General features: G+C 65.1%; 26 protein-coding genes and 3 tRNA genes. 16 read left to right on the top strand and 13 right to left on the bottom strand.

Going from position 1 to position 25,857, the window contains the following annotated elements:
- Positions 1–27: 27 nt before the first annotated feature.
- The 4 genes from ACFOLG_RS11700 (at position 28) to ACFOLG_RS11715 (ending at position 1,333) form a co-directional block, all read left to right on the top strand.
- Positions 28–103, top strand: a tRNA-Asn gene (locus ACFOLG_RS11700).
- A 47-nt stretch (positions 104–150) separates the two neighbouring features.
- Positions 151–226: transfer RNA gene (locus tag ACFOLG_RS11705), tRNA-Asn, on the top strand.
- A gap of 46 nt (positions 227–272) precedes the next feature.
- Positions 273–348 (top strand) — tRNA-Asn (locus tag ACFOLG_RS11710).
- A gap of 106 nt (positions 349–454) precedes the next feature.
- Positions 455–1,333 (top strand): substrate-binding periplasmic protein, encoded by an 879-nt coding sequence (locus ACFOLG_RS11715; protein ID WP_386091927.1) that lies wholly within the window; start codon positions 455–457, stop codon positions 1,331–1,333.
- 9 nt (positions 1,334–1,342) lie between these two features.
- On the opposite strand, the gene ACFOLG_RS11720 is transcribed toward ACFOLG_RS11715, so the two are convergent.
- The 4 genes from ACFOLG_RS11720 to recA form a co-directional block, all read right to left on the bottom strand.
- Entirely contained in the window at positions 1,343–2,083 is a 741-nt protein-coding gene (locus ACFOLG_RS11720; RefSeq protein WP_386091929.1) for a substrate-binding periplasmic protein, read from the bottom strand.
- 117 nt (positions 2,084–2,200) lie between these two features.
- Complete coding sequence (alaS, locus tag ACFOLG_RS11725) at positions 2,201–4,831, bottom strand: alanine--tRNA ligase (protein ID WP_386091930.1); 2,631 nt, start codon at positions 4,829–4,831, stop codon at positions 2,201–2,203.
- A 150-nt stretch (positions 4,832–4,981) separates the two neighbouring features.
- A complete protein-coding gene (gene recX / locus ACFOLG_RS11730; RefSeq protein WP_386091932.1) occupies positions 4,982–5,437 on the bottom strand; it encodes a recombination regulator RecX in 456 nt (151 codons plus the stop codon).
- Positions 5,437–6,492, bottom strand: a complete 1,056-nt coding sequence (gene recA, locus ACFOLG_RS11735; RefSeq protein WP_386091934.1) for a recombinase RecA — start codon at positions 6,490–6,492, stop codon at positions 5,437–5,439. The genes recX and recA overlap by 1 nt, the downstream gene beginning before the upstream one ends.
- 247 nt (positions 6,493–6,739) lie before the next feature.
- Here recA and hrcA point away from each other — a divergent pair, with 247 nt between their 5' ends.
- The 5 genes from hrcA (at position 6,740) to recR (ending at position 11,993) form a co-directional block, all read left to right on the top strand.
- A complete protein-coding gene (gene hrcA / locus ACFOLG_RS11740; RefSeq protein ID WP_386091936.1) occupies positions 6,740–7,765 on the top strand; it encodes a heat-inducible transcriptional repressor HrcA in 1,026 nt (341 codons plus the stop codon).
- A 37-nt stretch (positions 7,766–7,802) separates the two neighbouring features.
- Positions 7,803–8,825, top strand: coding sequence for a lytic murein transglycosylase B (mltB, locus tag ACFOLG_RS11745; protein WP_386091938.1), 1,023 nt, complete (start codon positions 7,803–7,805; stop codon positions 8,823–8,825).
- A gap of 69 nt (positions 8,826–8,894) precedes the next feature.
- A complete protein-coding gene (dnaX, locus tag ACFOLG_RS11750; RefSeq protein WP_386091940.1) occupies positions 8,895–10,886 on the top strand; it encodes a DNA polymerase III subunit gamma/tau in 1,992 nt (663 codons plus the stop codon).
- Positions 10,887–10,892: 6 nt separating this feature from the next.
- Positions 10,893–11,231, top strand: coding sequence for a YbaB/EbfC family nucleoid-associated protein (locus ACFOLG_RS11755; protein ID WP_386091942.1), 339 nt, complete (start codon positions 10,893–10,895; stop codon positions 11,229–11,231).
- 162 nt (positions 11,232–11,393) lie between these two features.
- Positions 11,394–11,993, top strand: a complete 600-nt coding sequence (gene recR, locus ACFOLG_RS11760; RefSeq protein WP_386091944.1) for a recombination mediator RecR — start codon at positions 11,394–11,396, stop codon at positions 11,991–11,993.
- Positions 11,994–12,065: 72 nt separating this feature from the next.
- Here recR and dapE read toward each other — a convergent pair whose 3' ends face one another.
- The 4 genes from dapE to ACFOLG_RS11780 form a co-directional block, all read right to left on the bottom strand.
- Positions 12,066–13,193 (bottom strand): succinyl-diaminopimelate desuccinylase, encoded by a 1,128-nt coding sequence (gene dapE, locus ACFOLG_RS11765; RefSeq protein WP_386091946.1) that lies wholly within the window; start codon positions 13,191–13,193, stop codon positions 12,066–12,068.
- Positions 13,190–13,540 carry an ArsC family reductase gene (locus ACFOLG_RS11770; protein ID WP_386091948.1) on the bottom strand — a complete coding sequence of 117 codons (351 nt, stop codon included), beginning with the start codon at positions 13,538–13,540 and terminating at the stop codon, positions 13,190–13,192. The genes dapE and ACFOLG_RS11770 overlap by 4 nt, the downstream gene beginning before the upstream one ends.
- Positions 13,541–13,678: 138 nt before the next feature.
- On the bottom strand, positions 13,679–14,794 hold the full coding sequence (locus ACFOLG_RS11775) for a PilT/PilU family type 4a pilus ATPase (RefSeq protein ID WP_386091950.1): 1,116 nt from the start codon (positions 14,792–14,794) through the stop codon (positions 13,679–13,681).
- 127 nt (positions 14,795–14,921) lie between these two features.
- Positions 14,922–15,653 (bottom strand): peptidylprolyl isomerase, encoded by a 732-nt coding sequence (locus ACFOLG_RS11780; RefSeq protein WP_386091953.1) that lies wholly within the window; start codon positions 15,651–15,653, stop codon positions 14,922–14,924.
- Between the two features lie 300 nt (positions 15,654–15,953).
- On the opposite strand from ACFOLG_RS11780, the gene ACFOLG_RS11785 reads away from it, so the two are divergent.
- The 3 genes from ACFOLG_RS11785 (at position 15,954) to ACFOLG_RS11795 (ending at position 18,708) form a co-directional block, all read left to right on the top strand.
- Positions 15,954–16,454 carry a GNAT family N-acetyltransferase gene (locus tag ACFOLG_RS11785; RefSeq protein WP_386091955.1) on the top strand — a complete coding sequence of 167 codons (501 nt, stop codon included), beginning with the start codon at positions 15,954–15,956 and terminating at the stop codon, positions 16,452–16,454.
- A gap of 109 nt (positions 16,455–16,563) precedes the next feature.
- The gene (locus ACFOLG_RS11790; protein ID WP_386091958.1) at positions 16,564–17,817 is read left to right on the top strand and encodes a nitronate monooxygenase; all 1,254 of its coding nucleotides are present in this window, start codon (positions 16,564–16,566) and stop codon (positions 17,815–17,817) included.
- Positions 17,818–18,021: 204 nt separating this feature from the next.
- The gene (locus ACFOLG_RS11795) at positions 18,022–18,708 is read left to right on the top strand and encodes a MarC family protein (RefSeq protein ID WP_386091960.1); all 687 of its coding nucleotides are present in this window, start codon (positions 18,022–18,024) and stop codon (positions 18,706–18,708) included.
- A gap of 61 nt (positions 18,709–18,769) precedes the next feature.
- Here ACFOLG_RS11795 and ACFOLG_RS11800 read toward each other — a convergent pair whose 3' ends face one another.
- Complete coding sequence (locus tag ACFOLG_RS11800; protein WP_386091963.1) at positions 18,770–19,036, bottom strand: SemiSWEET transporter; 267 nt, start codon at positions 19,034–19,036, stop codon at positions 18,770–18,772.
- A 171-nt stretch (positions 19,037–19,207) separates the two neighbouring features.
- On the opposite strand from ACFOLG_RS11800, the gene ACFOLG_RS11805 reads away from it, so the two are divergent.
- Positions 19,208–19,966 carry a sulfite exporter TauE/SafE family protein gene (locus ACFOLG_RS11805; protein ID WP_386091966.1) on the top strand — a complete coding sequence of 253 codons (759 nt, stop codon included), beginning with the start codon at positions 19,208–19,210 and terminating at the stop codon, positions 19,964–19,966.
- A gap of 78 nt (positions 19,967–20,044) precedes the next feature.
- Positions 20,045–20,743: a TerC family protein gene (locus tag ACFOLG_RS11810; RefSeq protein ID WP_386091968.1), complete on the top strand. Its 699-nt coding sequence runs from the start codon at positions 20,045–20,047 to the stop codon at positions 20,741–20,743.
- A gap of 57 nt (positions 20,744–20,800) precedes the next feature.
- Here ACFOLG_RS11810 and ACFOLG_RS11815 read toward each other — a convergent pair whose 3' ends face one another.
- A complete protein-coding gene (locus ACFOLG_RS11815; protein ID WP_386091971.1) occupies positions 20,801–21,136 on the bottom strand; it encodes a cysteine-rich CWC family protein in 336 nt (111 codons plus the stop codon).
- On the bottom strand, positions 21,133–21,708 hold the full coding sequence (locus tag ACFOLG_RS11820; RefSeq protein WP_386091974.1) for a HutD/Ves family protein: 576 nt from the start codon (positions 21,706–21,708) through the stop codon (positions 21,133–21,135). The genes ACFOLG_RS11815 and ACFOLG_RS11820 overlap by 4 nt, the downstream gene beginning before the upstream one ends.
- A 64-nt stretch (positions 21,709–21,772) precedes the next feature.
- Between ACFOLG_RS11820 and ACFOLG_RS11825 the strand changes: the two genes are divergently transcribed.
- Both ACFOLG_RS11825 and ACFOLG_RS11830 read left to right on the top strand, forming a co-directional pair.
- The gene (locus ACFOLG_RS11825; protein ID WP_386091977.1) at positions 21,773–22,315 is read left to right on the top strand and encodes a GNAT family N-acetyltransferase; all 543 of its coding nucleotides are present in this window, start codon (positions 21,773–21,775) and stop codon (positions 22,313–22,315) included.
- A 129-nt stretch (positions 22,316–22,444) separates the two neighbouring features.
- Complete coding sequence (locus tag ACFOLG_RS11830) at positions 22,445–23,653, top strand: amino acid aminotransferase (protein ID WP_386091979.1); 1,209 nt, start codon at positions 22,445–22,447, stop codon at positions 23,651–23,653.
- 82 nt (positions 23,654–23,735) lie between these two features.
- On the opposite strand, the gene ACFOLG_RS11835 is transcribed toward ACFOLG_RS11830, so the two are convergent.
- On the bottom strand, positions 23,736–24,125 hold the full coding sequence (locus tag ACFOLG_RS11835) for a glycine zipper domain-containing protein (protein WP_386091982.1): 390 nt from the start codon (positions 24,123–24,125) through the stop codon (positions 23,736–23,738).
- A gap of 333 nt (positions 24,126–24,458) precedes the next feature.
- The gene (locus ACFOLG_RS11840; protein ID WP_386091984.1) at positions 24,459–25,562 is read right to left on the bottom strand and encodes a methyl-accepting chemotaxis protein; all 1,104 of its coding nucleotides are present in this window, start codon (positions 25,560–25,562) and stop codon (positions 24,459–24,461) included.
- Between the last annotated feature and the right edge of the window lie 295 nt (positions 25,563–25,857).

Genomic DNA, 25,857 nt, shown 5'->3' on the forward strand with positions numbered 1-25,857 from the left:
GGTGCCGGTGCTTCATGCAGGAAATGTTCCCTGATAGCTCAGTTGGTAGAGCGACGGACTGTTAATCCGCAGGTCGCTGGTTCGAGCCCAGCTCGGGGAGCCAAACAATTTGGAAGCATCGGTGGTGCCGGTGCTTCATGCAGGAAATGTTCCCTGATAGCTCAGTTGGTAGAGCGACGGACTGTTAATCCGCAGGTCGCTGGTTCGAGCCCAGCTCGGGGAGCCAAACAATTTGGAAGCATCGGCAGTGCCGGTCTTCATGCAAGACGTGTTCCCTGATAGCTCAGTTGGTAGAGCGACGGACTGTTAATCCGCAGGTCGCTGGTTCGAGCCCAGCTCGGGGAGCCAAAGACAATAAGCCCACGGTTTTTACCGTGGGCTTTTGCATATGGAATCGACAGGGCCATGCCGCCAGGCGATTGGCGATGCTGCTAACACGTAGTCATGTGGGGTGATGATGCAAGTCGCTGTGAGCGCCTCTTGGGCCGGGCATCTGCGCCGGGCGCTGTGCTGGCTGTTGCTGCTGCTGAGCGTGCAAGCGAGCATGGCGGCGCAGCCGCTGCGCTATTTTCCGGTCGGCCCGATCTACGAATACCGCTGGAAGGTGCTGGAACTGGCTCTGGCGCACGCGCATCCGGGCGAGGCGCCGTCGTTGCAGCCATTCGGCGAAGAGCTGTCGCAGGAGCGCGCCATGGCGCTGTTGCAGGGCAGTGGCGCCATCAACGTGCTGGCCCTGGGCACCAACCGCGAGCGCGAGGTGCACATGCTGCCGGTGAAGATCGATATCAGCCGCGGTATGGTGGGCTTTCGCGTGCTGATCATCCGCGCCGCCACACGGCAGCGCTTTCTTGATCTGCGCCTGGACGGGTTGCGCCGGCTGAACTTCGGCCTGAACGAGGCCTGGGCGGATGTGCCGATCATGGAGGCCAATGGCCTGCCGGTGGTCAAGGCTTCCGGTTACGAAAATCTGTTCACCATGTTGGCCGCAGGCCGCTTTGATGCCTTCCCGCGCGGCCTCAACGAGGCACGCCGCGAACTGCAGCAGCGCCGGCTGCAGTTTCCGCAGCTGATGCTGGAGCCGGCACTGGCGTTGTATTTTCCCTACCCGGTGTATTTCTGGGTGCGCAAGGACAATCTGGCGCTAGCGCGCAGCATCGAGCGCGGCCTGCGTCTGGCGCTGGCCGATGGCTCCTGGCGCCGCCTGTTCGAGCGCTACTATGCGGCGGAAATCGCCGAGCTGCGCACCCACCCGCGGCGGGTGTTCCAGCTTGCCAACCCGGTGCTGCCGGAGGGCGACCTGCCACCGGATACCAGCTGGTGGTGGCGGCGCTAGCGGCCGCCATCAGGGCTGAATGCCGGCCTGCTGCAGGGTGGCGGTGATGATCTTGCGGCTTTCGCCTCGCGCCTGCATGGCTTGCAGCGTCCGTTGCAGCACCTGTACCACCCGGGGGCGGGTGCCGCGGCTGGCGGCCAGGTAGACGCTGTAGCGCTGCAGCAGCGGGCCGCGCCGCAGGCTGTTGCGGGTCTGGCCCTGCTGTCGCAGCAGCATCTGCAGGGGCGGGGCGGATTGTGCCAGGTAGTCGATGCTGCCATTGCGCACCAGTCGCAGGCAGTCGGCATGGCTGTCGACCACGGTCAGGCGCGGCGGGGCGAAGCCGACCGCGCGCATGCTTTGCTCGCTGGCATCCTGCCGTACGACACAGATACTGCAGCAGTCGCGTGCCTGCTGCAGGCTATGCTGCGGCAGGCCAGGGCGGTGCCACAGGTAGACGGCCACTTCGCCGAGGCGGGCGATCCAAACAAATTGCGTCTCCCGTTCTTCGGTACGGGCCAGTGCGAAAACCAGTGTGTCCGGGCGCAGGCTGGTCTGGGCCAGGCTGCGTGCCCACGGATAGACCTGGATGCTGCTGGGCAGGCCGCTGCGCTGCAGCGCGCTACGCACCACGCGGGCATAGGCGCCATCCGCCTGCTGCGGGTCGTGCAGGGTGTTGTAGGGTGGCCAGTCCTCGGTAACGGTCAGTAGCGGTGCCGCGGAGGCGAGCAACGGCGACAGCAGGCAGCCAAGCAGGATGAGCGGGCGCATGGGACACCTCGGTGGGGGAGTGGCCGGGCTGCTCTCAGTGTGGCCCATCGCTGGCGACAGGCAAGAAAAACGGCTACCCGCGGGTAGCCGTTATAGTGTGAACAGCTTGGGCGCAGCTTACTTGGCGGCCACCCAGTCACGGGTGCTGGCTAGCGCCGCGGCCAGGTGTTCCGGCTGGGTGCCGCCGGCCTGGGCCATGTCCGGGCGCCCGCCACCCTTGCCGCCCACCTGCTGCGCGACGTGGTTTACCAGCTCGCCGGCCTTGAAGCGGCCGGTCAGGTCCTTGGTCACGCCGGCGATCAGTGCTACCTTGCCGTCGGACTTGCTGCCGAGCACGATCAGCGCCGAGCCCAGCTTGTCTTTCAGCTTGTCCAGTGTCTCGCGCAGGGCGGTGTTGTCGGCGCCCTCCAGTTCGACGGCCAGCAGTTTCACGCCGTTCACCTCCACCGCCTGTTCGGCCAGGCTTTCGCCGGCCGATGCGGCCAACTTGGCTTTCAGTGCGGTCAGCTCTTTTTCCAGCGCCTTCAGGTCGCCCTGCAGGCTGCCGATTTTGGCCAGCACTTCGTCGCTGCTCTGTGCCTTCAGGTTGGTCGTAGCGGCTTTCAGCAGCGCGTCCTGGGCCTGGATGTGCGCGACGGCGCCTTCGCCGGTCACCGCTTCGATGCGGCGCACGCCTGCGGCCACGCCGCCTTCGGACACGATCTTGAAGAAGCCGATGTCACCGGTGCGGCCAACGTGGGTGCCGCCGCACAGTTCGGCGGAGAAGTCGCCCATGCTCAGCACGCGCACTTCATCGCCGTACTTCTCGCCGAACAGCGCCATGGCGCCGGCGCGTACCGCGTCGTCGAAAGCCATCACGCGGGCGCTGACTTCGTAGTTGGCCGCCACCACGTGGTTCACCACGCGCTCGATCTCGGCGATCTCCTCAGCGCTTACCGGCTGGCCATGGGCAAAGTCGAAGCGGGTGCGCTCGGCATTCACCAGCGAACCCTTCTGAGCCACGTGGCCGCCCAGTACCTTGCGCAGCGCGGCGTGCAGCAGGTGAGTGGCGGAGTGGTTGCGCGCGGTGGCCTGGCGTTTGTGCAGGTCGATGGTGGCCTGCACGGTATCGCCCACCGTCAGCGTGCCGCGGTCCAGGCGGCCGGTGTGGCCGAAGACCGCGGACTTGATCTTCTGGGTGTCGGCCACGTCGAACAGCGCGCCCACGCCGCCGGCAACCGAAATCTCGCCCACGTCGCCGACCTGGCCACCGCCTTCGGCGTAGAATGCGGTGTTGTCCAGTACCACGATGCCCTCGTCGCCGGCGGTCAGGCTTGCTACCGGCTCGGTGCCCTTGTACAGGGCGATGATCTTGGCATCGACGCTGCTGCTGTTGTAACCATGGAAGGTGGTGTCGGCGCCGTCATAGCTGACGTTGCCGGCGACTTTGAAGGCGGAGGCGGCGCGGGCGCGGGTACGCTGTTCTTCCATGGCGCGCTCGAAACCGGCCAGGTCCACTGCGATATTGCGTTCGCGGCAGATGTCGGCGGTGAGGTCCACCGGGAAGCCGTAGGTGTCGTACAGCTTGAATACGGTGTCGCCGTCCATGGCGGTCTTGCCGCCTTGCAGCGCGGCATCCACCAGCGCCATGCCGGTATCCAGGGTTTCTGCGAACTTGATTTCTTCCTGGCGCAGCGCGTCTTCGATCACCGCCTGCTGCTGGCGCAGTTCCGGGTAGGCATCGCCCATCTCGGTCACCAGGTCGGCGACGATCTTGTGGAAGAACAGGCCCTTCTGGCCCAGCTTGTAGCCGTGGCGGATGGCGCGGCGCGCAATGCGGCGCAGCACGTAACCGCGGCCGTCGCTGGACGGCAGGATGCCGTCGGCGATCATGAACGAGCAGGCGCGGATGTGGTCGGCGATCACTTTCAGCGACGGCACGTCCTGGCTGTAGGCCACGCCGGTTTCGCGTGCCGCGGCGCGCACCAGGTGCGCCAGCGCGTCGGTTTCGTAGTTGGAGTGCACGCCCTGCAGCACGGTGGACAGGCGCTCCAGGCCCATGCCGGTATCCACCGACGGCTTCGGCAGCGGATGCAGGGTGCCGGTCTCGTCGCGGTTGAACTGCATGAACACGTTGTTCCAGATTTCCATGAAGCGGTCGCCGTCTTCGTCCGGGCTGCCCGGAGGGCCGCCGGCCACGGACGGACCGTGGTCGAAGAAGATCTCGGTACACGGGCCGCAGGGGCCGGTGTCTCCCATGGTCCAGAAGTTGTCGGAGGCGTACGGCGCGCCCTTGTTGTCGCCGATGCGCACGATTTTCTCGGCCGGCAGACCCACTTCCTTGTGCCAGATGTCGTACGCCTCGTCGTCGCTGGCGTACACGGTAACCATCAGCTTGTCCTTCGGCAGCGCCAGCCACTGTTCGCCGGTGAGAAACTCCCAGGCAAAGGTGATGGCGTCGCGCTTGAAATAGTCGCCGAAGCTGAAGTTGCCCAGCATTTCGAAGAAAGTATGGTGGCGCGCGGTGTAGCCGACGTTTTCCAGGTCGTTGTGTTTGCCACCGGCGCGCAGGCATTTCTGGCTGGTGGTGGCGCGGGTGTAGTCGCGCTTTTCAAAGCCGAGGAACACGTCCTTGAACTGCACCATGCCGGCGACGGTGAACATCAGTGTCGGGTCGTTGCCCGGGATCAGGCTGCTGGAAGCCACCACCTGGTGGTTCTTGGAAGCAAAGAAGCTGAGAAACTTCTGGCGGATTTCTGAGGTTTTCATGGTATTGGGCGTTGATTTCGTGATCGTTGGCTTCGCGCGCCCTGACATCGTTAGCTGAGGGCGCAAAGGTCTCGGCTCGATTGTGGCAACCCTTGCCAAGGCTGGCAAGGGTTGCGGCGGCGATGCGGGTGGCGACTTTGTTGCGATGCGTTATTCACCGTCCGCAAAGTCGTCGCCGCCGGCGATGACCTTGCGAATGATGTCCATGCCAAAGCCGCGACCGGCGAGGAAGCGCATCTGCTTGGCGCGCTCGGCGGCATCGGCCGGAGGCTGGCCGAATTTCTTGCGCCATTGCTCGCGCGCGGTGGCCAGTTCATCCTGGCCGGACAAGGTGTCGCGGATGGTGTCGCGGTCGATGCCGCGCTCGCGCATTTCCATTTCGATGCGGCGGTTGCCGTATTTGCGCGCACGACTGCTGGCGAACTGCTCAGCAAAACGGCTATCGGATTGCCAGCGGTTGGTGGCCAACTCGTCGAGCAGGGCATCCAGCTCTTCTGCCGATTCGGCAAAAGACGCGAGCCGCCGCTTCAGTTCCAGCCGCGAATACTCGCGGCGGGACAGAAGATCGACGGCTCGCGCCTTGAGGCTTTTGCCGGTTTCAGCCATCAGGCGTCGAAGGTGTCGTCAACCAGCTCGTCTTCATCCGGCTGGCCTTCGGTGATTTCCACTTTCACGCCGACCGCTTCGCGGATCTTGCGTTCGATTTCCTGGGCGATGCTTGGGTTGTCCTTCAGCCACAGGCGGGTATTGTCTTTGCCCTGACCGATTTTCTGGCCGTTGTAGCTGTACCAGGCGCCGGATTTCTCGATGAAGCCGTGCTCCACGCCCAGCTCGACGATCTCGCCTTCGCGGCTGATGCCTTCGCCGTACAGGATGTCGAAGTTGGCCTGCTTGAACGGCGGGGAGACCTTGTTCTTCACCACTTTGACGCGAGTCTCGTTACCGATGATCTCCTCGCCCTTCTTGATGCCGCCGATGCGGCGGATGTCCATGCGCACCGAGGAGTAGAACTTCAGCGCGTTACCGCCGGTAGTGGTTTCCGGGCTGCCGAACATCACGCCGATCTTCATGCGGATCTGGTTGATGAAGATCACCAGGGTGTTGGTGCGCTTGATGTTGCCGGTGAGTTTGCGCAGTGCCTGGCTCATCAGGCGGGCGTGCAGGCCGACGTGGTTGTCGCCCATTTCGCCTTCGATTTCCGCCTTCGGCACCAGTGCGGCCACCGAGTCGACCACGATCACGTCCACGCCGCCGGAGCGTACCAGCATGTCGGCGATTTCCAGCGCCTGTTCGCCGGTGTCCGGCTGCGAGATCAGCAGCTGTTCCACCGATACGCCCAGCTTCTGCGCGTATTGCGGGTCCAGCGCGTTCTCGGCGTCGATGTAGGCGCAGGTGCCGCCCAGTTTCTGCGCTTCGGCCACCACCTGCAGACACAGCGTGGTTTTACCGGAGGATTCCGGGCCGTAGATTTCCACCACACGGCCGCGGGGCAGGCCGCCGACGCCCAGCGCCAGGTCCAGGCCGAGCGAACCGGTGCTGATCACCTGCAGGTTCTCGGTGATCTGGTTGTCGCTCATGCGCATGATCGAGCCTTTACCGAACTGCTTCTCGATCTGTGCCAGGGCCGCGGCTAGGGCTTTGCTCTTGTCTTCGGCTGCCATGCTTGCTCCATTCAATTCTAACGGGGGTGTATCAGGAAAGTTTTTTTGATTATGTACATTTTCATCTGGCGTGCCAAATAAAAATGCAAATCAACGATGTATGCGCGCCACACGCGGTGACGCCGGGAGATGAACCAATCGGCGGATTATCGCACAAAACAGCATGCGGCCAAGCCGGTGGCGGCGGTGCTTGGCCGCATTGACAGGGGCTTTTGGGAAGCGACCCAGCTGTGCAAGAATGCCGATTATGCTGAACGAACGCACGCAACATCTGCTGAAAGTGCTGGTCGAGCGTTATATCGCCGACGGGCAACCCGTAGCCTCCAAAACGCTGGCGGCGGTGTCCGGCCTGGATCTGTCGGCGGCCTCCATCCGCAATATGCTGGCCGATCTGGAGGAGATGGGGCTGATCGCCTCGCCGCACACCTCGGCCGGGCGCATTCCCACGCCGCGCGGCTACCGCATGTTTGTCGACCGGCTGCTCACCGTGCAGCAGTTGGCCGCACCGACGCTGGCGGAGCTGAAAAGCGGCATCCAGCCGGACAGCCCGCAGCGGGTGGTGCAGACCGCGTCGCAGATGCTGTCGGAGCTGACGCAGTTCGCCGGGGTGGTGATGACGCCACAGCGCGCCGATGCCGCCTTTCGCCAGGTGGAGTTCCTGCGCCTGTCCGAGCGCCGTATCCTGCTGATCCTGGTGACGCTGGACGGCGACGTGCAGAACCACCTGTTCCATACCAGCCGTGACTACACACCGAGCGAGCTGGTGGAGGCGGCCAACTTCCTCAACCAGCACTACGCCGGCCAGCAACTGGACAGCGTGGCCAGCCGGGTGGAAACCGAGCTGCGCCAGCTGCAGGGCAATATTTCCGAGCTGATGGCGGCGGCGATCCAGTTCGGCCGCCAGGCGCTGCCGGGTGGCGACGATATCGTGATCCGTGGCGAAGGCCGGCTGCTGGCGGTTAGCGATTTTTCCAGCGACCTGTCGCGGCTGCGCGAGCTGTTCGATACCTTCCAGCGCAAGACTGAACTGCTGCAGCTCTTGGAGCAGAGCCGGCGCGCGCCCGGCGTCAACCTGTTCATCGGCGAGGAGTCTGGTGTGCTGCCGCTGGACGACTGCAGCGTGGTGATCGCCCCGTACCGCCTCAACGGCCAGGTGGTGGGCACGCTGGGGGTGGTCGGGCCGACGCGCATGGACTACGAACGGGTGATTCCCATCGTCGACATCACCGCGCGGCTGGTTTCCAGCGCGCTCAATTTCAATGACCAGCCGTAAGCCGCCACGGCTTGCGGCCAACCTGCAGGAGCTTTCCATGCGTGCCTTGCGCCGATTGGCCCTGGTGGCCGCCCTGGCCGCCATTTCTTCTGCCCAGGCGGATGTGGCGCTGCTGATGCGCCCGGATGTACAGCGTTTCATCGACGAGCAGGTGGCCGGCGGCGAGCTGAACCGTGCCGAGCTGGAGGCGGTGTTCGCCAATGTCGAAGCCAAGCCCAACATCATCGCGGTGATGGACAAACCGTCCACCGCGCGGCCGTGGTACCAGTTCCGCCCCAATTTCTACAGCGACAAGCTGATGCAGGACGGCGTGACGTTCTGGCAGCAGAATGAGGCAGCGTTGCTGCGCGCGCAGCAGCAATATCAGGTGGAGCCGGAAATCATCGTTGCCATTCTCGGCATCGAGACCCGCTATGGCCGCGTCACCGGCAACTACCGGCTGGCCGATGCGCTGAGCACGCTGGCGTTTGACTACCCGCGCCGCGCCGACTTCTTCCGCGGCGAGCTGGCCGAGTTCCTGCGCTTGGCGCGCAGCGAGAACGTCAACGCGCTGAGCCTGAAAGGCAGCTACGCCGGGGCGATGGGCATGCCGCAGTTCATGCCGTCCAGCTACCGCAAATGGGCGGTGGATTTCGATGGCGACGGCCATCGCGACATCTGGAACAACCCGGCCGATGCCATCGGCAGCGTGGGCAACTACTTCCAACTGCACGGCTGGCTGGGCGGCGACGATGTGGTGATCCCGGCCGAAGTCACCCCGGGAGCCGCCATCGACGCGCTGGTGGCCGACAAGTTCAACCTGCACTACACCGTGGCCGAGCTGAAGGCACGCGGGGTGATCCCGAGCGCCACGGTGCGCGACGATGCGCTGGCGGTGCTGGTGCCACTGGAGGTGGCGCCGGGCGACACCCGCTACTGGCTGGGGCTGAACAACTTCTACACCATCACCCGCTACAACAAGAGCACGCTGTACGCGATGGTGACGCACGAGCTGGCCGCCGAGATCCGCAACCGCTACCTGGCGGCGCGCTACACCCCGGCCCAGCCTGCGGCCAACTAGCTTGCCGCCGCGTGCCGGCGGTGGTGCCAGGTGTCGGATCCGCCGCAAAAACTGCTAGAATCGCCCGCTATGACTTATCAAGTTCTCGCCCGCAAGTGGCGCCCGAAGCGCTTTGCCGACCTGGTCGGCCAGGAGCACGTGGTACGCGCACTGTCCAACGCGCTGCGTGAGTCGCGGCTGCACCACGCCTACCTGCTCACCGGCACCCGCGGCGTGGGCAAGACCACCATCGCCCGCATCCTGGCCAAGAGCCTGAACTGCGAAACCGGCACCGGCGCCGAGCCGTGCGGCGAGTGCCAGGCCTGCCGCCAGATCGACAGCGGCCGCTATGTCGACCTGCTGGAGATTGACGCCGCCTCCAATACCGGCATCGACAATATCCGCGAGGTGCTGGAGAACGCGCAGTACGCGCCGACCATGGGCCGCTTCAAGGTGTACATCATCGACGAAGTGCACATGCTGTCGAAGAGTGCCTTCAACGCCATGCTCAAGACGCTGGAAGAGCCGCCGGCGCACGTCAAGTTCATCCTCGCCACCACCGACCCGCAGAAAGTGCCGGTTACGGTATTGTCGCGCTGCCTGCAGTTCAGCCTGCGCAACATGACGCCGCAGCAGGTGGCCGGCCATCTGGCGCACGTGCTGGACGTCGAGGGCGTGAGCTACGAGGCGCCGGCGCTGGCGCTGCTGGGCCGCGCCGCCGCCGGCTCGATGCGCGACGCGCTGTCGCTGCTGGACCAGGCCATTGCCTACGGCGTGGGCGAGGTGCGCGAAGACGGCGTGCGCGCCATGCTGGGCGCGGTGGACAAGCGCTACCTGTTCAGCCTGCTGGATGCGCTGGCCGAGGCCGACGGCGCACGCTTGATGACCGAGGTGGAAACGTTGGCCGCACGCGGCATCGGCTTCGACAACGCGCTGGCCGAGCTGGCCAGCCTGCTGCACCAACTGGCGCTGGCGCAGAGCGTGCCGGCGGCCATCGCCGCCGACGAGCCGGAGCGCGACGCACTGTTCGCGCTGGCGCAGCGCATCGGCGCCGAAGACATCCAGCTGTACTACCAGATTGCGCTGCATGGCCGTCGCGACCTGGCGCTGGCGCCGGACGAACACGCCGGCTTCAGCATGACCATGCTGCGTATGCTGGCCTTTCACCCGCTGCATGCCGGTGACAGCGCCGCCCGGCCGCTGCCGAGCGCCCGCCCGGCGCTAGCGAATGCACCGGCCCCGAATACGCCACCGCCAGCGGCGCAGCCCGCCAGTGGCGGCGAGTCGCCGTTCAAGGCATTGCTGGCGCAGATGAGTGGCAAGAGCGAGCGCAGCGTGCCGCCGGCCGACAAGGCGCCGGCAGCCGAACCCGAACCCGAGCCCGCGCGGGCGGCAGCCAGACCTGCGGCCAACGTAGCGCTGTCAGTGCAGTCGGCGCCGCCGCCGGAAGCGCCACCGCCGTGGGAGGAGGCGCCAGCGGTTGCCGTTGCGGCTCCCGCCGCCGCACCGGTGGCTGCCGTCGCCGCGCCCGTAGCCGTGGTGAGCGTACCGGCCGTGGCCGAGCCGGACGCGGCGGAAGACGACGAGCGCGAGCCGGAAACCGAGCTGCCCAGCTATCTGATGGATGACGAGGCCGCGCTGGCGGCCTATGTTCAAGATGACGCCGCCGCGCCCAGCAGCTACGATACGCCCCGTTTCGATGGCGACTGGCCGGCGCTGGTCACCATGTTGAGCGCCAAGATGGGCACCGCGCGCATGCTGGCGCAGAATGCCGCGCTCAAGCAGTGGGATGGCCAGGCTTTCGAGCTGGCGGTGCCGGAGGCCTTCCGCAACCTGAGCGGGCTGGACTACCAGAACAAGCTCAAGGCGGTGCTGTCCGCTCACCTGGGCCTGGCGGTGCAGCTGCGCGTCAGCGTCGAAACACTGGATATGGAAACCCCGGCGATGCGCGATGCGCGTTCGCGCCGGGAACAGTTGGCCGTGGCGCGCCAACACATGGAAAACGATCCTCTGGTACAGCAACTGGTGCGCGATATGGGCGCCATGCTGCTGGCCGAAACCATACAACCCGTTCAGGAGTAGCACACGATGTTTGGCAAAGCCGGTATCGCGGGCCTGATGAAGCAGGCTCAACAAATGCAGGACAACATGAAAAAGGCGCAGGAAGAACTGGCGCATGTCGACGTGGAAGGCCAGGCCGGCAACGGCCTGGTGAAAGTCACCATGAGCTGCGCGCACGTCATCCGCCGCGTCAACATCAGCGACAGCCTGCTGGAAGACGCCAAGGAAGACAAAGACATGCTGGAAGACCTGATCGCCGCCGCGTTCAACGACGCTGCGCGCAAGGTGGACGAGACCACCCAGCAGCGCATGTCCGGCTTCACCGCCGGCATGAACCTGCCGGCCGGCATGAAGCTGCCGTTCTAAGCCGCTTTTGCTTTCCGCTGCACACGGCAGACACGGCGCCAGCCGCGGTTGCCGTGTGTTTTGTTTTGGCGGCGCGTTTCGCGCTGGCGGAGCCGGCAAGCCGACGGTGTCGCCGGCCTGCCGCCGTGTTTTGTGTGTCCGTGGCTGACCATCACTATGTCCATGAAGAATCCTCCCTCGCTCGACCAGCTGATCGCCGCGCTCAAGGTATTGCCGGGGGTCGGCCCCAAGTCGGCGCAGCGCATGGCCTTTCACCTGCTGCAGAAAGACCGTGCCGGTGCCGACAAACTGGCGCGCGCGCTGGACAGTGCCTTGCTGAACCTGCGCCACTGCGAACGCTGCAACACCTTCAGCGAGGTGCCGCTGTGCAATGTCTGCGCCGATGCCGAGCGCCAGCAGGGCCTGCTGTGCGTGGTGGAAATGCCGGCCGACCTGCTGATGCTGGAGCAGTCGCGCAGCTACGATGGCCTGTATTTCGTGCTGATGGGGCGGCTGTCGCCGATGGATGGCGTCGGCCCGCAGGATCTGGAGCTGGAAAAACTGCTGGCGCGGGCCAGCGACGGCCAGGTGCAGGAGGTGATCATCGCCACCAACTTCACCGCCGAAGGCGAAGTCACCGCGCATCTGATCGGCGAGATGCTCAAGGCGCAGGGGCTGCGGGTGACGCGCATCGCGCGCGGCATGCCGGTGGGCGGCGAGCTGGAGCATGTCGACCCCGGCACGCTGGCGCAGGCGATGTACGAGCGCCGCAATCTGGCGTGATGCGGCCAACGTTGGCCGCAGCAACAAAAAGCCGCTCCCGTAGGAGCGGCTTTTGCATTGCCGGCTGGCGTGTTAGCTCAGCAGCTTGTGCAGCGTCTTTTCGTACACTTTCGCCAGCGGCTCGATGTCGTCCACGCTGACGCATTCGTTCAGCTTGTGGATGCTGGCATTGATTGGGCCGAACTCCACCAGCTCGCGCGCGATGCGCTTGATGAAGCGGCCGTCCGAGGTGCCGCCGGTGGTGGACAGCGCGGTTTCCACGCCGGTGACTTCGTGAATGGCGCTGCCGATGGCGTCGGTCAGCGCTCCCGGTTGGGTGATGAACGGGTTGCCGGACAGCTGCCAGTGCAGCTCGTAGGCCAGGCCGTGACGGTCCAGGATCTGGTGCACGCGATCCTTCAGCGTTTCCGCGGTGTGCTCGGTGGAGAAGCGGAAGTTGAACTTGATGTCGCAGTGGCCCGGAATCACGTTGGTGGCGCCGGTACCGGCATGGATGTTGGATACCTGCCAGCTGGTGGGCGGGAAGTAGTCGTTGCCGTGGTCCCACACCTCGGCGGCCAGCTCGGCCAGCGCCGGTGCCGCCAGGTGGATCGGGTTCTTCGCCAGCTGCGGGTAGGCGATATGGCCCTGGATGCCGTGCACGATCAGCTGGCCGGACAGCGAACCGCGGCGGCCGTTCTTGATGGTGTCGCCGAAGCGCTGGTCCGAGGTCGGCTCGCCGACGATGCAGTAGTCAATGTGCTGGCCACGCGCTTCCAGCGCATCCACCACGCGCACGCTGCCGTCGGTGGCCACGCCTTCCTCGTCGGAGGTGATCAGGAAGGCGATGGTGCCGGCATGGTGCGGCTTGGCGGCGACGAAGCGCTCGGTGGCGGTGATGAAGGCGGCCAGCGAGGCTTTCATGTCGGCGGCGCCGCGGCCGAACAGGTGGCCGTTGCGGATGGTGGGCTGGAACGGATGGCTCTGCCATTGTTCCACCGGGCCGGTGGGCACCACGTCGGTATGGCCGGCAAAGCACAGCAGCGGGCCTTCATGGCCGCGGTGCGCCCAGAAGTTGCTGACATCGCCGAACGGCATGCGCTCGATGGTGAAGCCCATGTCTTCCAGCCGGGCGATCATCAGCTCCTGGCAGCCTTCGTCGCGCGGGGTAATGGAATCCAGTTGTATCAGTTGCTGGGTCAGTTCGAGAGTGCTGCTCATTTGCCGAACGCCTCCTGCCATTGCTCGGCCTTGAAGCCGACGCTGAGCTGGCCGGCGTTGTCCAGCACCGGGCGCTTGATGATGGACGGCTTGGCCTGCAGCAGGGCAATGGCGCCAGCCACGTTGGCCGCTTGCGCCTTTTCTGCGTCGCTGAGCGTGCGCCAGGTGGTGCCGGCGCGGTTGATCAGCTTGTCCAGGCCGATGTCGTCGACCCAGCGGCTGAGCAGGGCGGCATCGACGCCCTGTTTCTTGAAGTCGTGAAAGGTGAAGTCCAGTTGCTGCGCAGTCAGCCACTGGCGGGCTTTCTTGACGGTATCGCAATTGGGAATGCCGTACAGGGTAATCATGTGTGTATCGCGCCTATTGACGGTGGCTGTGGTGGGCCGGGGGCTGGCCGTGCGGTTCGCCCCGCGGCAGGGTCAATGCAAGGCGGTCATTGTCCCTGAATCTGCCGCCCGGCCGCAATGTGCCGGCGCTCGCGCGGCCTAGTGTTCCAGCGTGAAGCCGGAGAAGCTGGCCTGCGGATCGGCGCTGCTCTTGCTGCCGCTCTCGTGGTTGATCAGCCAGTACAGGTTGGTGGGCGAGTCGGCGTTCTGCAGCGCAGTTTCCAGGCTGATGTGGCCGTCCTTGTACAGGCGGAACAGCGATTGCTCGAAGGTCTGCGAGCCGTCGCTCATGCTGGCCTCGATCGCCTCCTTGATCTTGCCGATTTCGCCGTTGCGGATCAGCTCGGCGATGTGTGGCGAGTTGATCAGCAGCTCCAGCGCCGGGCGCCGCTTACCGTCCACGGTTTGCACCAGGCGCTGCGACACGATGGCCTTCAGCGTCTCGGCCAGGTCCATCAGCAGCGCGTTGCGGTTTTCCAGCGGGAAGAAGCTGATGATGCGGTTCAGCGTGTGGTAGCTGTTGTTGCCGTGCAGGGTGGAGATGCACAGGTGGCCGGACTGCGCGTAGTTGATGGCGTAGGTCAGGGTCTCGGCGTCGCGGATCTCGCCGATCAGCAGCACGTCCGGCGCTTCGCGCATGGCGTTCTTCAGCGCGTTGGCGTAGCTGAGGGTGTCGATGCCGATTTCGCGCTGGTTGACGATGCTTTTCTTGTGGTCGAACACGAATTCGATCGGGTCTTCCACGGTGAGGATGTGGCCGCTCTGGCTGCGGTTGCGCTGCTCCAGCAGCGCCGCCACGGTGGAACTCTTGCCGGAGCCGGTCGCCCCCACCACGAACACCAGGCCGCGCTTGAGCTGGACCAGATCCTGCAGCGTGGTGGGCAGGTTGAGGTGCTCCAGGCTGGGAATCACCGGCGCAATGAAGCGGATCACCACCGCCACGTCGCCGCGCTGGCGGAAGATGTTGACGCGGAAGTTGCCGAGTTCTTCTACCTGGCGGCCGAAGTTCATCTCCAGGCCGGTTTCGAATTCGGCGATCTCGGCCTCGTCCATCATGCTGTAGGCCAGGCGTTTGACGTGCTCGCCGCTGAGCGGCTTGTCGTTGACCGGCAGGATGGTACCTTCGATCTTGATCTGCGCGGCCATGCCGGCGGTGAAAAACAGATCGCTGGCCTTTTTGTCCGCCATCAGCTTGAAGAAGGGGTGCATCAACATGGGCGCGATTCCGACTTTGAAAGGGTAGTGCTAAGTCTAGTCCGAAGCGCTGACAGGTTGAAATGCTTTATGGATGGTGGGCAAAAGAAAACGGCCGGGCAAGCCCGGCCGTTGTCATGCAGTGGCCTTAGGCCGGCATGGTGTAGCCCTTGATGTCGGCAGCCTGCACCAGGGTGTTCAGGTAGTCGTGCATCGCCTGGCGGGCGGCCATTTCGTTCAGGTACTGCTGCAGGCGCGGTTTCACCTCGTCCAGGCTGATCTGGCCGCCTTCGCTGCGCTCGGTCACCTGGATGATGTGGTAGCCGAACTGGGTTTCCACCAGGTTCGGGGTGATGTTGCCGGCGTCGGTGCCGAATACCGCCTGTTCGAATTCCGGCACCATCTGGCCGCGGCCGAACTGGCCCAGCGCGCCGCCTTGCTGGCTGGACGGGCAGGAGGAGTGCTCGCGGGCCAGATCGGCAAAGCGGCCCGGGTTGGCCTGTACTTCGGCCAGCACGCCTTCGGCTTTGGCGCGGGTCAGCGACTTGGCCAGCTCGTCGCCGCCTTCGGCCTTGAACAGGATGTGGCTGGCGGCGGCGCTGTCACCCTGGCGGAAGTATTCCGGGTGCGCGTTGTAGTAGGCCTCGCAGGCGGCTTCGTCCACCGGCGCGAATTGCAGTTCCTTGTCCAGCAGCGCGCCGATGGCTTCACCTTCGTTGGCGTTGTCGAAGCCGGCGGCACGGGCCTTGGCCAGCAGCAGTTGATGCAGCACCAGTTGCTGTACGGCGGCATCGCGCGGGTTCGGGGTCTGCTCGTGGCTCGGCAGCTCGGCTTGCACCATGGCTTCGGTAATCTCGATACCGTTGACGGTAATGGTCATGAATTTTTCCTGTCTATGAAGGGTTGCATCTTGCGTACTGGTGCAAGCGGGAATGTGCCGACGAGGAAATGGGGGCGTGCTGCTGAAAATCAACTGCGCCGCCACCGTTTATGCGTGAGGCATGGAAGGGAGTTTTGCCGTGCGCGGCGGTTCCTGTTACCGTGCGCCAGCCGGCGCGCCTCGGGCGGGTGCGGCCAACCTTGTCATGTGGTGGCAAGATTGTCACGAACTTGCGCTAGCTTCTGCGATTGCCCGGTTGTGGGCAGCGAACGGAGGCGAGCGTCTGCTGCTGGAGCTGTCATGCTGCCGATCCGTACGCCGCGCCTGTTGCTGCGCGAATTCACGCTGGACGACACCGCGGTGGTGCTGGGGGTGCTCAACGATGCGGATTTCATCCGTTTTGTCAGCGACCGCGGCGTACGTACCCATAGCCAGGCGCTGGACTACCTGCGCGCGGGGCCGCTGGCCAGCTACCAGCGCCACGGTCATGGGTTGTGGTGTGTGGAACGGCTAGAGGACGGCCTGGCGCTGGGCATGTGCGGGCTGATCCGCCGGGACGGCATGCCGGATGTCGACCTGGGCTACGCGCTGTTGCCGCACGCCCGCGGCTGCGGCTATGCCCGCGAAGCGGCGCAGGCCAGCCTGGCGTACGGCCGCACGGTGCTGCAACTGCCGCGCATCGTCGCCTATATCGACCCGGCCAACCAGGCCTCGGCCACGGTGCTGGCGGTGGTCGGCATGCAGTGCCGCGGGCTGGTGCCGTTTCCGGGCGCCGCCGGCGATACCGCGCTGTACGAATGAACCGACCCTGCCGGCGCAGGGTCGGATATCACTGGGGGCAGGTGAGTAAAAACTCTATATTTTACGGTTTGCCGTATAATGCCGCCCAGTCTTACGGAGAGTGTTTTAGATGAAATGTGTTGATGATTTCCGCCTGCGCCTGGGCGAGCACGAATTGGTGCCGATCATGCAGGGCGGTATGGGTGTGGATATTTCCACTGCCGCGCTGGCGCTGGAAGTGGCCCGCCTGGGTGGTATCGGGCATATCTCGGATGCGATGGTGCCCACCGTGGCCGACCGCCGCTTCAATACCAAGTACGTAAAGAACAAGCTCAAACAGTACAAGTTCAACGTCGAGAACAGCGACAAGTCGGTGGTGAAGTTCGACCTGCAGGAACTGGCCGACGCCACCCGCCTGCACGTGCGCAGCGCGATGGACGCCAAGCAGGGCAATGGTCTGATTTTCATCAACTGCATGGAAAAGCTGACTATGAACGCGCCGAAGGAGACGCTGAAGGTGCGCATGCACGCGGCGCTGGATGCCGGTATCGACGGCATCACCCTGGCCGCCGGTCTGCACCTGGGCTCGTTCGCGCTGCTGGAAGACCACCCGCGCTTCCGCGAGGCCAAGCTCGGCATCATCGTGTCGTCGGTGCGCGCACTGCAGCTGTTCCTGAAAAAGACTGCTCGCACCAAGCGCCTGCCGGACTACGTGGTGGTGGAAGGTCCGCTGGCCGGCGGTCACCTCGGTTTCGGCATGGACTGGGACCAGTACAACCTGGCCGATATCCTGGTGGAGATCCGCGACTGGCTGAAGGCCGAGAACCTCGACATCCCGCTGATCGCCGCCGGCGGCGTGTTCACCGGCAGCGATGCGGTGCGCTTCCTGGAAATGGGCGCCAGCGGCGTGCAGGTGGCCACCCGCTTCACCGTCACCCGCGAGTGCGGCCTGCCGGACAAGATCAAGCAGGAATACTTCAAGGCCGACGAGGAAGACATCGAAGTCAACCAGCTGTCGCCCACCGGCTACCCGATGCGCATGATCAAGCAGTGCCCGGCCATCGGCGACGGCATCCGCCCGAACTGCGAGGCCTACGGCTACCTGCTGGATGCCAGCGGCAGCTGCCAGTACATCGAAGCCTATAACCGCGAAGTGGCCGCCCACCCGGACGAGCGCCGCATCAAGGTGATGGACAAGACCTGCCTGTGCACCCACATGCGCAACTTCGATTGCTGGACCTGCGGCCAGTACACCTACCGGCTGAAGGACACCACCGTGCGCAAGGCGGACGGCAGCTACCAGCTGCTGAGCGCCGAGCACGTGTTCCGCGACTACCAGTTCAGCAAGGACGATCAGGTGGCGCTGCCGGCAGCCGAGGTCTGAGCCCGCCGCGCAAGCCGCAAACGCCGCACATTGTGCGGCGTTTTTGTTTGCGGGGCCGGCTGCTTGCGGCCAACGTTGGCCGCAATGCTAGAATCGCCGCGATTATCAATAAAACATGCCGGGACGTTATGACTGCGTTCACGCTCGCGCCGCCGCGCGGCAGAGTGTGCACCGCTTTCGGTGCGAACCCGGCCGGAGTCCCCCATGAGCCCAATGTTGTCGCTGTTCGCCAGCAAGTTCCTGTTCGTCGCCGCGGCGCTGCTGCCCATCATCAACCCGCCGGGACTGGTGCCGTTCTTCATCTCGATGACCTCGCACAACAGCCAGGTGCAGCGGGCCTTTCTGGCGCGGCGCATTGCCATCTACTGCTTCCTGCTGCTGCTGGGCAGCATGTATATCGGCGGTTTCGTGCTGAGCTTTTTCGGCGTGTCGCTGCCGGTGGTGCAGATTTCCGGCGGCCTGCTGATCACGATTGCCGCCTGGCGCATGCTGAACGACAACCCGGCGGAAAACACCCCCGGCGTGGCCGAACTGGAAAACCGCGAGACGCTGAAGCAGCGCGCGTTCTACCCGCTAACCTTCCCGATGACGGTGGGGCCGGGCTCGATCTCGGTGGCCATCACCGTCGGCGCCTCGCTCACCAGCAGCGGCAAGGCGCTGGTGAAGTTCACCGTGGCGCCGCTGGCGGCGGTGGCGGCAGTATCGGTGACCTGTCTGCTGATCTGGTGGTGCCTGCTGCACGCCGACAAGTTCCTGCGCTACCTGGGGCAGACCGGGGCGGTGGTGTTCCTGCGTCTGACGGCGTTCATCCTGCTGTGCCTGGGGGTGCAGATCATCTGGGAAGGTTTCAGCGGGCTGGTGGAGCCGCTGCTGCACGGCATCGGCAAGTAGGCTGCCGCCACACGGCACAAGGCCCCGCGCAGCGGGGCCTTGTCGTTGGCGGTGCTGCGGCTCAGCCGCGGCTATGCCACAGCTGGCGCAGCTTCATCGCCAGGATCACCGACGCCAGCAGCGTGGTGATCAGGTTGGCCGCAATCACCGGCACCGAGCCGATATGCCAGCCATACAGCAGCCACAGCAGCGTGCCGCTGACGAACATCAGGTACATCGCCAGCGAAATGCTGCGCGTGTCGCGGCTTTTCAGCGTGTGCAGGACCTGCGGCAGAAAGCTGCCGGTGGTGAGCAGGGCGGCAACATAACCCAGTTGTTCAGGATTCATGGCGTGTAGCGGTAATGGGTGGGCAACGGCTGTATTGTGCCAGAGTTGTGGCCGCGACAAGACAGCTGGCTGCAGATATTTGCTGCGGTGCAGCATTTGTGTGGCGCCAAAGCCGCTGTCAGCCGCCGGCAATGCCGCTACAATGGCGCCTTTTTTGCCGAAAGGGACTTCATGCTGACACTGGGCTTTCTGTGTCTGTTTGCCTTTCTGGCCGGCCTGATCGATGCCGCGGTAGGTGGCGGCGGCCTGATCCAGATACCTGCCTTGCTCAATGCCTTGCCGCAGGTATCGGTGGCCACCCTGTTCGGCACCAACAAGATGTCGTCGGCGGTGGGCACTGTGTTTGCCGCCCGTTCCTACCTGCAGCGCGTGCGCCTGCCGTGGCAGCTGGTGCTGCCGGCCGCGGCGGCCGCGTTCGTGATGTCGTTTGCCGGCGCCGCCGCGGTGAGCCTGATTCCCGCCAGCGTGATGCGGCCGCTGGTGCTGGTGCTGCTGATCGGCATGGCGATCTACACCCTGCACAAGAAAGACCTCGGCAAGCTGCACAAACCGGTTGCCATCGGCCGCCGCGAGATGCTGGTCGGCCTCGCCATCGGCGGCGGCATCGGCTTCTACGACGGCCTGTTCGGCCCGGGCACCGGCAGCTTTCTGATGTTCCTGTTCGTGCGTTTCTTTGCCTTCGACTTCCTGCATGCGTCGGCGGCGGCCAAGGTGGTGAACCTGGCCACCAACGTGGCGGCGCTGTGCTTTTTCATTCCCAGCGGCAATGTGCTGTTCGGCTTTGCGCTGCCGATGGCGGCCTGCAATGTCGCCGGCGCGCTCACCGGCTCGTGGCTGGCCATGCGCAAGGGCGCCGGCTTCGTGCGCGGCCTGTTCCTGCTGCTGGTGACGGTGCTGATCTGCAAGCTGGCCTGGGACATGCTGCGCTGACAGCTTTTTGAAAGTTTGAGCTGCGATACTGCTGGCAGTATGGCGGTACGCCTGATTTGACGAGGAGGGTAGTAGACAATGTTTGAAATGCTCGGTGAAAGCACATTCTGGGTCTCGGTACTGCAGATCATCATGATCGACATCCTGCTGGGCGGCGACAACGCGGTGGTAATCGCGCTGGCCTGCCGCAGCCTGCCGGAAGAGCAGCGCAAGAAAGGCATTTTCTGGGGCGTGGTCGGTGCCATCGGCCTGCGCGTGGCGCTGATCGCCTTTGCGTTGCAGATCCTGGACATCCCGTTCCTGAAACTGGCCGGCGGCCTGCTGCTGCTGTGGATCGGCATGCAGCTGCTGGTGGGCGAGGACGACGACGGCCACGACGTGCAGGGCAGCACCCACCTGTGGGGCGCGGTGAAAACCATCATCGTCGCCGACGCGGTGATGAGCTTCGACAACGTGATCGCCGTGGCCGGCGCCTCGCATGGCAGCCTGGCGCTGGTGGTGTTCGGTATCGTGATTTCCATCCCCATCATCGTGTGGGGCAGCCAGCTGGTGCTGAAGCTGATGGATCGCTTCCCGATCGTGATCACCCTCGGCGGCGGCCTGCTGGGCTGGATCGGCGGCTCCATGCTGCTGTCCGACAAGGGCGTGCTCGACTACACCGGCATGCTGCCGGGCTGGTCGCACCAGGTGGCCGGCGCCATCGGTGCCGCGCTGGTGGTGCTGACCGGCAGCATGCTGGCCAAGCGCAAGGCGCTGGCGTCGGCGCGTGCCGAATAAGCTGCATCGTATTGCCAAGCAAACCCCGGCCAGGCGCCGGGGTTTTTTCATGGCGTGTCAGCCGCCGTTAGCCAGCTGGTGCAGACAGCCGGGGCACAGGCAGTCCGCGCTGGCGCCGGGAGTGGAGCGCAGCGGCGGCAGATCGGCGCACCAGCAACCGCCACGCTGGCCGCCGCTGCCGCAGTGGAAAGGTTGGCCGCAATGGCTGCAGTGCAACTCACGCGGCGATCCCGGCTGGGAAAGCGCGGCGATGCGTGCCAGCGCCGCCAGCTTGCGGGCGTCATCGGCCTGCGACCAGCCGGCGATCTCGTCCAGCGTGCGCAGGCAGCCGGTGCAGTAGCGGCCGCTGGTATCCAGCTGGCACACGCCGATGCAGGGCGAGGCCACGCTCATGCCAGTTGCACCTCGACCACGATCAGCCGGCACGGCGCCGCGGCCAGCAGCTGCAGCGTGCCGCCGTGCGGCAGCCACAGCGCATCGCGGAACGCCAGCTGCTGCGTGTCGTGGCCATCGCTGGCCAGCAGCGCGTTGCCCTCGGCCAGCAGCAATAGCGTTGGGCCGCTGCTCGCCAGCTCGGTCGGCTCCTTCACCTGCAGATAGCGCGCCTGATGGCTGGCTTGGCCGCGGCGCGTCATCACGTTGAAATCCTGCACCTTGCCATCCAGCCGCGTGCTGCCGATGCGGCGGCCGCCGTCGAAGGCCAGCAGCGCGCCGCCCGGCTGCAGCGTCGCCACCGGCTGCTCGTCCTCGTGCAGGCTGAGGCCGTGGCCGGACAGCAGGCCGAGGGTGCGGTCGATGCCGCTGAAATCGGAGAACGGGCCGTCGCTGTCGACATCGGCAATGCTGACCCGCAGCGTGAAGGTGTCCAGGTTGGCCGCAGCCGGGTGAATCAGCAGCTGGCGGGTAATGCCGCCGCCGTTTTTCCACGGCGTGGCCGGCAGTGAAGCGAAGCGGATGAGTTGCATGCGTTTGTCTCGGTAGCGAACAGGGGGCTAGCATGGAGCCGACGGAATTTGCCCGGAGCCTATCATGTTTGATCCCGTTTTGACTGTGGCCACGGCGGACGATGCCGCGCTGCTGGCCGGCCTGCATTGGCGCAGCTGGCTGGCGGCGTATCGCGGCCTGCTGCCGGAGCGCTATCTGGACGAGCTGGCCAGCGGCGAGCTGGTGGAAAAATGGCAGCAGCGCATGGGCGCCGCGGCGGGGGAGTACCGGGTGTGCATTGTCCGCGTGGGCGAGGTGGCCGCCGGTTTCGCCTGTCTGCAGCCGGGCTTTGCGCCGCAGCAGGGCGTGTATCTGGACAATCTGCACGTGCTGCCGGTGTGGCAGCGCCGCGGCCTGGGCAAGCAACTGCTGGCCTGGGCGGCGGCGGAGGTCGTCGCCGGCTGGCCGGGGCAGCCGCTGCTGCTGAATGTGCTGGATGGCAACCGGCCGGCGCGCGAGATTTACCGCCGCCTGGGTGGAATTGAAACAAAGCTGCCGGCTGAGCGCATCGCCGGCGATGTCTGCGTGGCTGTCAGCCAGGTGACGTGGCAGGATGTGCCGGCTTTGCTGGCCCGCCTGCAATCCTAGCGCCAACGGGTCAAGACCCTTGCCGCAGCGCGGTCGTGGGCGGCGTGATAGACTTGCGCCATCCGGTTTTCATCACCTGGCAGGTTGGCCGCACGCCGCTTGCTACCCGTGCATTTAATGGAGCCCCGCATGTCCTCTTCGATTTTCGCCGCCGTCGAAATGGCCCCGCGCGACCCGATCCTGGGTCTGAACGAAGCCTTCAACGCTGATACCCGCAGCAATAAAGTGAACCTGGGTGTTGGTGTTTATTACGATGATAACGGCAAGATCCCGCTGCTGGCCGCGGTAAAGGCCGCCGAGAAAGCCCGTCTGGAAGCCATGCCGCCGCGCGGCTACCAGCCGATCGAAGGCCCGGTGGCCTACAACCAGGCCGTACAGCTGCTGCTGCTGGGCGCCGACAGCGAACTGATCGCCGCCGGCCGCGTGGTAACCGCCCAGGCCGTGGGTGGTACCGGCGCGCTGCGTATCGGTGGCGACTTCCTCAAGCGCCTGAACCCGAGCGCCAAGGTGTACATCAGCGACCCGTCGTGGGAAAACCATCGTGCGCTGTTCGAGGCCGCCGGCTTCCAGGTGGAGAACTACCCGTACTACGACGCGGCCACCCGCGGCGTGAACTTCGCCGGCATGAAGTCCTTCCTGCTGGGTCTGGACGCCGGCTCGGTGATCATCCTGCACGCCTGCTGCCATAACCCGACCGGCGCCGACCTGTCCGACGCGCAATGGGCCGAAGTGGTGGAAATCTGCCGCGAGCGCGGCCTGGTGCCGTTCCTCGACATGGCCTACCAGGGCTTTGCCGAAGGTATCGCCCCGGACGCGGTGGCGGTGAACCTGTTCGCCGCCTCCGGCCTGCAGTTCTTCGTGTCCAGCTCCTTCTCCAAGAGCTTCTCGCTGTACGGCGAGCGCGTGGGCGCGCTGTCCATCATCACCGCCAGCAAGGAAGAAGCCGGCCGCGTGCTGTCGCAGCTGAAGCGCGTGATCCGCACCAACTACTCCAACCCGCCGATCCACGGTGGCGCGGTAGTGGCCGCGGTACTGGGCAGCGGCGAGCTGCGCCAGATGTGGGAAGACGAGCTGGCCGGCATGCGCGACCGCATCCGCGCCATGCGCAGCGGCTTGGTGGACGCCATCAAGGCACAGGGCGTAGCGCAGGATTTCAGCTTCGTGATCCAGCAGCGCGGCATGTTCTCCTACACCGGCCTGAGCGCCGCTCAGGTTGAGCGCATGAAGGACGAGTTCGGCATCTACGCGGTGTCCACCGGCCGTATCTGCCTGGCCGCGCTGAACAGCAACAACATCGGCTACGTGGCCGAAGCCATTGCCCAGGTAGTAAAGGGCTAAGCCCGTCCGGCCCCATGCCGGTCATGGGGCGCAAAAAAGCCGCTGCATATGCAGCGGCTTTTTTCATGCCGGGAGCCGGGTCTTAGTCGTCATCGCCCCAGCGATCACGGTCCCCCCAGCCGCCGCGGCCGTCCCAGTGGCCATGCTTGCGGTGGTGTTTGTAGAAATGCTTGTCCGGCTTGACCATGTAGTAGTACGGGCGCGGTTCTACCGGTACGGCGTAGTACACCGGCTGCGGGCGTGGCTGGCGGATGATCACGCGCTCACGCTGCTGCTGGGTCAGGATCACCCCGGTGGCGCCACCGATGGCGCTGCCGATGATGGCTCCGTCGCGACCGCCCACACTCTGACCGATCGCCGCGCCGGCCGCCCCGCCAATGGCACCGCCCAGCACGCTGTCCAAATGGTCTGCCATGGCTGCCGAGGCTGACAGCGCCAGGGCCGCCGCAGTGATGATGGTGGCGATTCGCATGATTTACTCCTCAGATGTATCGGGATGCTTGCAGTCTAGCAACACGGCTTTAGCCTTATGCGGTGGTCGTGTGGCCGCTTTTTGACGGTTTGTGACCGTTGTCGCTGCTGGCCGGCCAGCGGTCACGCGCTTAATGAATCTTCACGTCTGGCGGTGTTGTCGAGCGTGCTGGCGGGTGCTGTGCCGCGGGCGGCAGGGCGCGGCGGCGCAGGCGGATGGGCAAGGTTGGCCGCAAGGCCGGGCAGGGGAGGCAGCCAGCCGGCAAGGGGCGGCGCAGCGGGTAGAAACGATTCGCCCCGCACGAGGCGGGGCGAGGCGAGGGGCAGCGGGTGTTTAGCCGATCTGGTGCTGGCCGGCGCTCTGTTCCAACTGGCCCAACAGCGCGATGACTTCCACCGAGGCGCGCTCCATATCCTGCAGCGCACGGGTGGCGCGGCTGAAGTCGGCATCGTGGAACGCCTGCAGGGCCTGGCGGCCAAGCTCATGCACCTTCTCGTGCGGTGCCTCCAGCTGGGCGAAGTGCGAATTGCCGCGGCACTCGTGGTGGCCACGGCCCTCGTAATACCACTTGCCCAGGCGGCAGTGGCGGTGGCTGCCGAGCTGCTCCGCCGGCAGCGCGTGCTGGCCGATGAAGGCCTTGTAGATATCCAGCTTGAACACGATGTGTTCCAGCTTCGCCACTTCCATGAAGCTGCTGTTGCTGCCGTCGGCAATCACCTTGGCCATGGCCTCGCTGTCGTCCACCAGCTTGCGGATGGCCTCGGCCACCGCCTGGCCGGTATGGCGATAGCCCTCAGCCTGGCTGGCCGCCTCGTCCACCTGCTGCTTGGTGGCGCTGGAGGCGGAGTCCACCTCGCTCACCAGGGTGGAAATCTCGCTGGTGGCCTGCGCGGTGCGCTCGGCCAGCTTGCGCACCTCGTCGGCTACCACGGCGAAGCCGCGGCCCTGCTCGCCGGCGCGGGCAGCTTCGATGGCGGCGTTCAGTGCCAGCAGGTTGGTCTGGTCGGCCACGTCCTTGATCAGCTGCACGAACTGCTGGATGCGGCCGGTCTTGCCGCTGAGGGCGGCGATCTGCTCGGCGGTCTGCGACTGCGCGTCGGCAATGTGCTGGAAGCTGTTGGTCAGCGTGTCGACCGCCTGGCGGGTCTGCTGCAGGTTGGTGACGGCCACACTGGCCAGCTGGAACTTGTCTTCCAGCATGCCGGCCAGCTCGCCGAACGAGCCGCGCAAGCCGGCGGTGCTGTCACAGAACTGGCCGAACGGCTCGCGGTACACCTCGCCCTTGCTGTGCTGGCGGCTTTCTGCCTCGCGGGCGCCGATGCTGTCCTGCAGCTGCTGGCGGGTAGTGTCCAGATCCTGTTGTACTTGCTGGCGTTCGCGTTCCAGCTCGTTCAGGCGGGCTTCCAGTGCGTCGATCTTTTTACGATTACCAAACATGAGTTGCTCCAGGAGAGTGCCGCTGGCATTGAGTGGCGGCTGCTTTTTGTCCGCTAATCATACTGAGTTGTCTGTCGTTCCAATTTGCTTTTATGCAGATTTCTGCAATTTATCTTTACGGCATGGGCAGGGCCGGTTGCCGGAGTGTACGGATTTCCGAACGCAGCGTTCCGCCCGGTACGGCAATCCGGTTGCGCTGGCGGTAAAAATAAAGCTAAGTGCTTGATTTGTATGTATTGCGACGCCGCTGAAAAGCTGGCCCGCAAAATGCTAATAACAGGCAGTGTCGATACCC

The organism is Vogesella facilis (assembly GCF_042648525.1).
Lineage (GTDB): Bacteria > Pseudomonadota > Gammaproteobacteria > Burkholderiales > Chromobacteriaceae > Vogesella > Vogesella facilis.

Bases quoted from the DNA above. Each gene is read 5' to 3' on its own strand.
- ACFOLG_RS11715 (WP_386091927.1), top strand. From the start codon at position 455: ATGATGCAAGTCGCTGTGAGCGCCTCTTGGGCCGGGCATCTGCGCCGG.
- ACFOLG_RS11805 (WP_386091966.1), top strand. From the start codon at position 19,208: ATGCTGACACTGGGCTTTCTGTGTCTGTTTGCCTTTCTGGCCGGCCTG.
- recA (WP_386091934.1), bottom strand. From the start codon at position 6,492: ATGGCAGCCGAAGACAAGAGCAAAGCCCTAGCCGCGGCCCTGGCACAG.
- ACFOLG_RS11780 (WP_386091953.1), bottom strand. From the start codon at position 15,653: ATGACCATTACCGTCAACGGTATCGAGATTACCGAAGCCATGGTGCAA.
- recR (WP_386091944.1), top strand. From the start codon at position 11,394: ATGAAGAATCCTCCCTCGCTCGACCAGCTGATCGCCGCGCTCAAGGTA.
- ACFOLG_RS11775 (WP_386091950.1), bottom strand. From the start codon at position 14,794: ATGTTGATGCACCCCTTCTTCAAGCTGATGGCGGACAAAAAGGCCAGC.
- mltB (WP_386091938.1), top strand. From the start codon at position 7,803: ATGCGTGCCTTGCGCCGATTGGCCCTGGTGGCCGCCCTGGCCGCCATT.
- ACFOLG_RS11755 (WP_386091942.1), top strand. From the start codon at position 10,893: ATGTTTGGCAAAGCCGGTATCGCGGGCCTGATGAAGCAGGCTCAACAA.
- ACFOLG_RS11770 (WP_386091948.1), bottom strand. From the start codon at position 13,540: ATGATTACCCTGTACGGCATTCCCAATTGCGATACCGTCAAGAAAGCC.
- ACFOLG_RS11800 (WP_386091963.1), bottom strand. From the start codon at position 19,036: ATGAATCCTGAACAACTGGGTTATGTTGCCGCCCTGCTCACCACCGGC.
- dnaX (WP_386091940.1), top strand. From the start codon at position 8,895: ATGACTTATCAAGTTCTCGCCCGCAAGTGGCGCCCGAAGCGCTTTGCC.
- ACFOLG_RS11840 (WP_386091984.1), bottom strand. From the start codon at position 25,562: ATGTTTGGTAATCGTAAAAAGATCGACGCACTGGAAGCCCGCCTGAAC.
- alaS (WP_386091930.1), bottom strand. From the start codon at position 4,831: ATGAAAACCTCAGAAATCCGCCAGAAGTTTCTCAGCTTCTTTGCTTCC.
- ACFOLG_RS11835 (WP_386091982.1), bottom strand. From the start codon at position 24,125: ATGCGAATCGCCACCATCATCACTGCGGCGGCCCTGGCGCTGTCAGCC.
- ACFOLG_RS11810 (WP_386091968.1), top strand. From the start codon at position 20,045: ATGTTTGAAATGCTCGGTGAAAGCACATTCTGGGTCTCGGTACTGCAG.
- ACFOLG_RS11785 (WP_386091955.1), top strand. From the start codon at position 15,954: ATGCTGCCGATCCGTACGCCGCGCCTGTTGCTGCGCGAATTCACGCTG.
- ACFOLG_RS11790 (WP_386091958.1), top strand. From the start codon at position 16,564: ATGAAATGTGTTGATGATTTCCGCCTGCGCCTGGGCGAGCACGAATTG.
- ACFOLG_RS11820 (WP_386091974.1), bottom strand. From the start codon at position 21,708: ATGCAACTCATCCGCTTCGCTTCACTGCCGGCCACGCCGTGGAAAAAC.
- hrcA (WP_386091936.1), top strand. From the start codon at position 6,740: ATGCTGAACGAACGCACGCAACATCTGCTGAAAGTGCTGGTCGAGCGT.
- dapE (WP_386091946.1), bottom strand. From the start codon at position 13,193: ATGAGCAGCACTCTCGAACTGACCCAGCAACTGATACAACTGGATTCC.
- ACFOLG_RS11795 (WP_386091960.1), top strand. From the start codon at position 18,022: ATGAGCCCAATGTTGTCGCTGTTCGCCAGCAAGTTCCTGTTCGTCGCC.
- ACFOLG_RS11815 (WP_386091971.1), bottom strand. From the start codon at position 21,136: ATGAGCGTGGCCTCGCCCTGCATCGGCGTGTGCCAGCTGGATACCAGC.
- recX (WP_386091932.1), bottom strand. From the start codon at position 5,437: ATGGCTGAAACCGGCAAAAGCCTCAAGGCGCGAGCCGTCGATCTTCTG.
- ACFOLG_RS11825 (WP_386091977.1), top strand. From the start codon at position 21,773: ATGTTTGATCCCGTTTTGACTGTGGCCACGGCGGACGATGCCGCGCTG.
- ACFOLG_RS11720 (WP_386091929.1), bottom strand. From the start codon at position 2,083: ATGCGCCCGCTCATCCTGCTTGGCTGCCTGCTGTCGCCGTTGCTCGCC.
- ACFOLG_RS11830 (WP_386091979.1), top strand. From the start codon at position 22,445: ATGTCCTCTTCGATTTTCGCCGCCGTCGAAATGGCCCCGCGCGACCCG.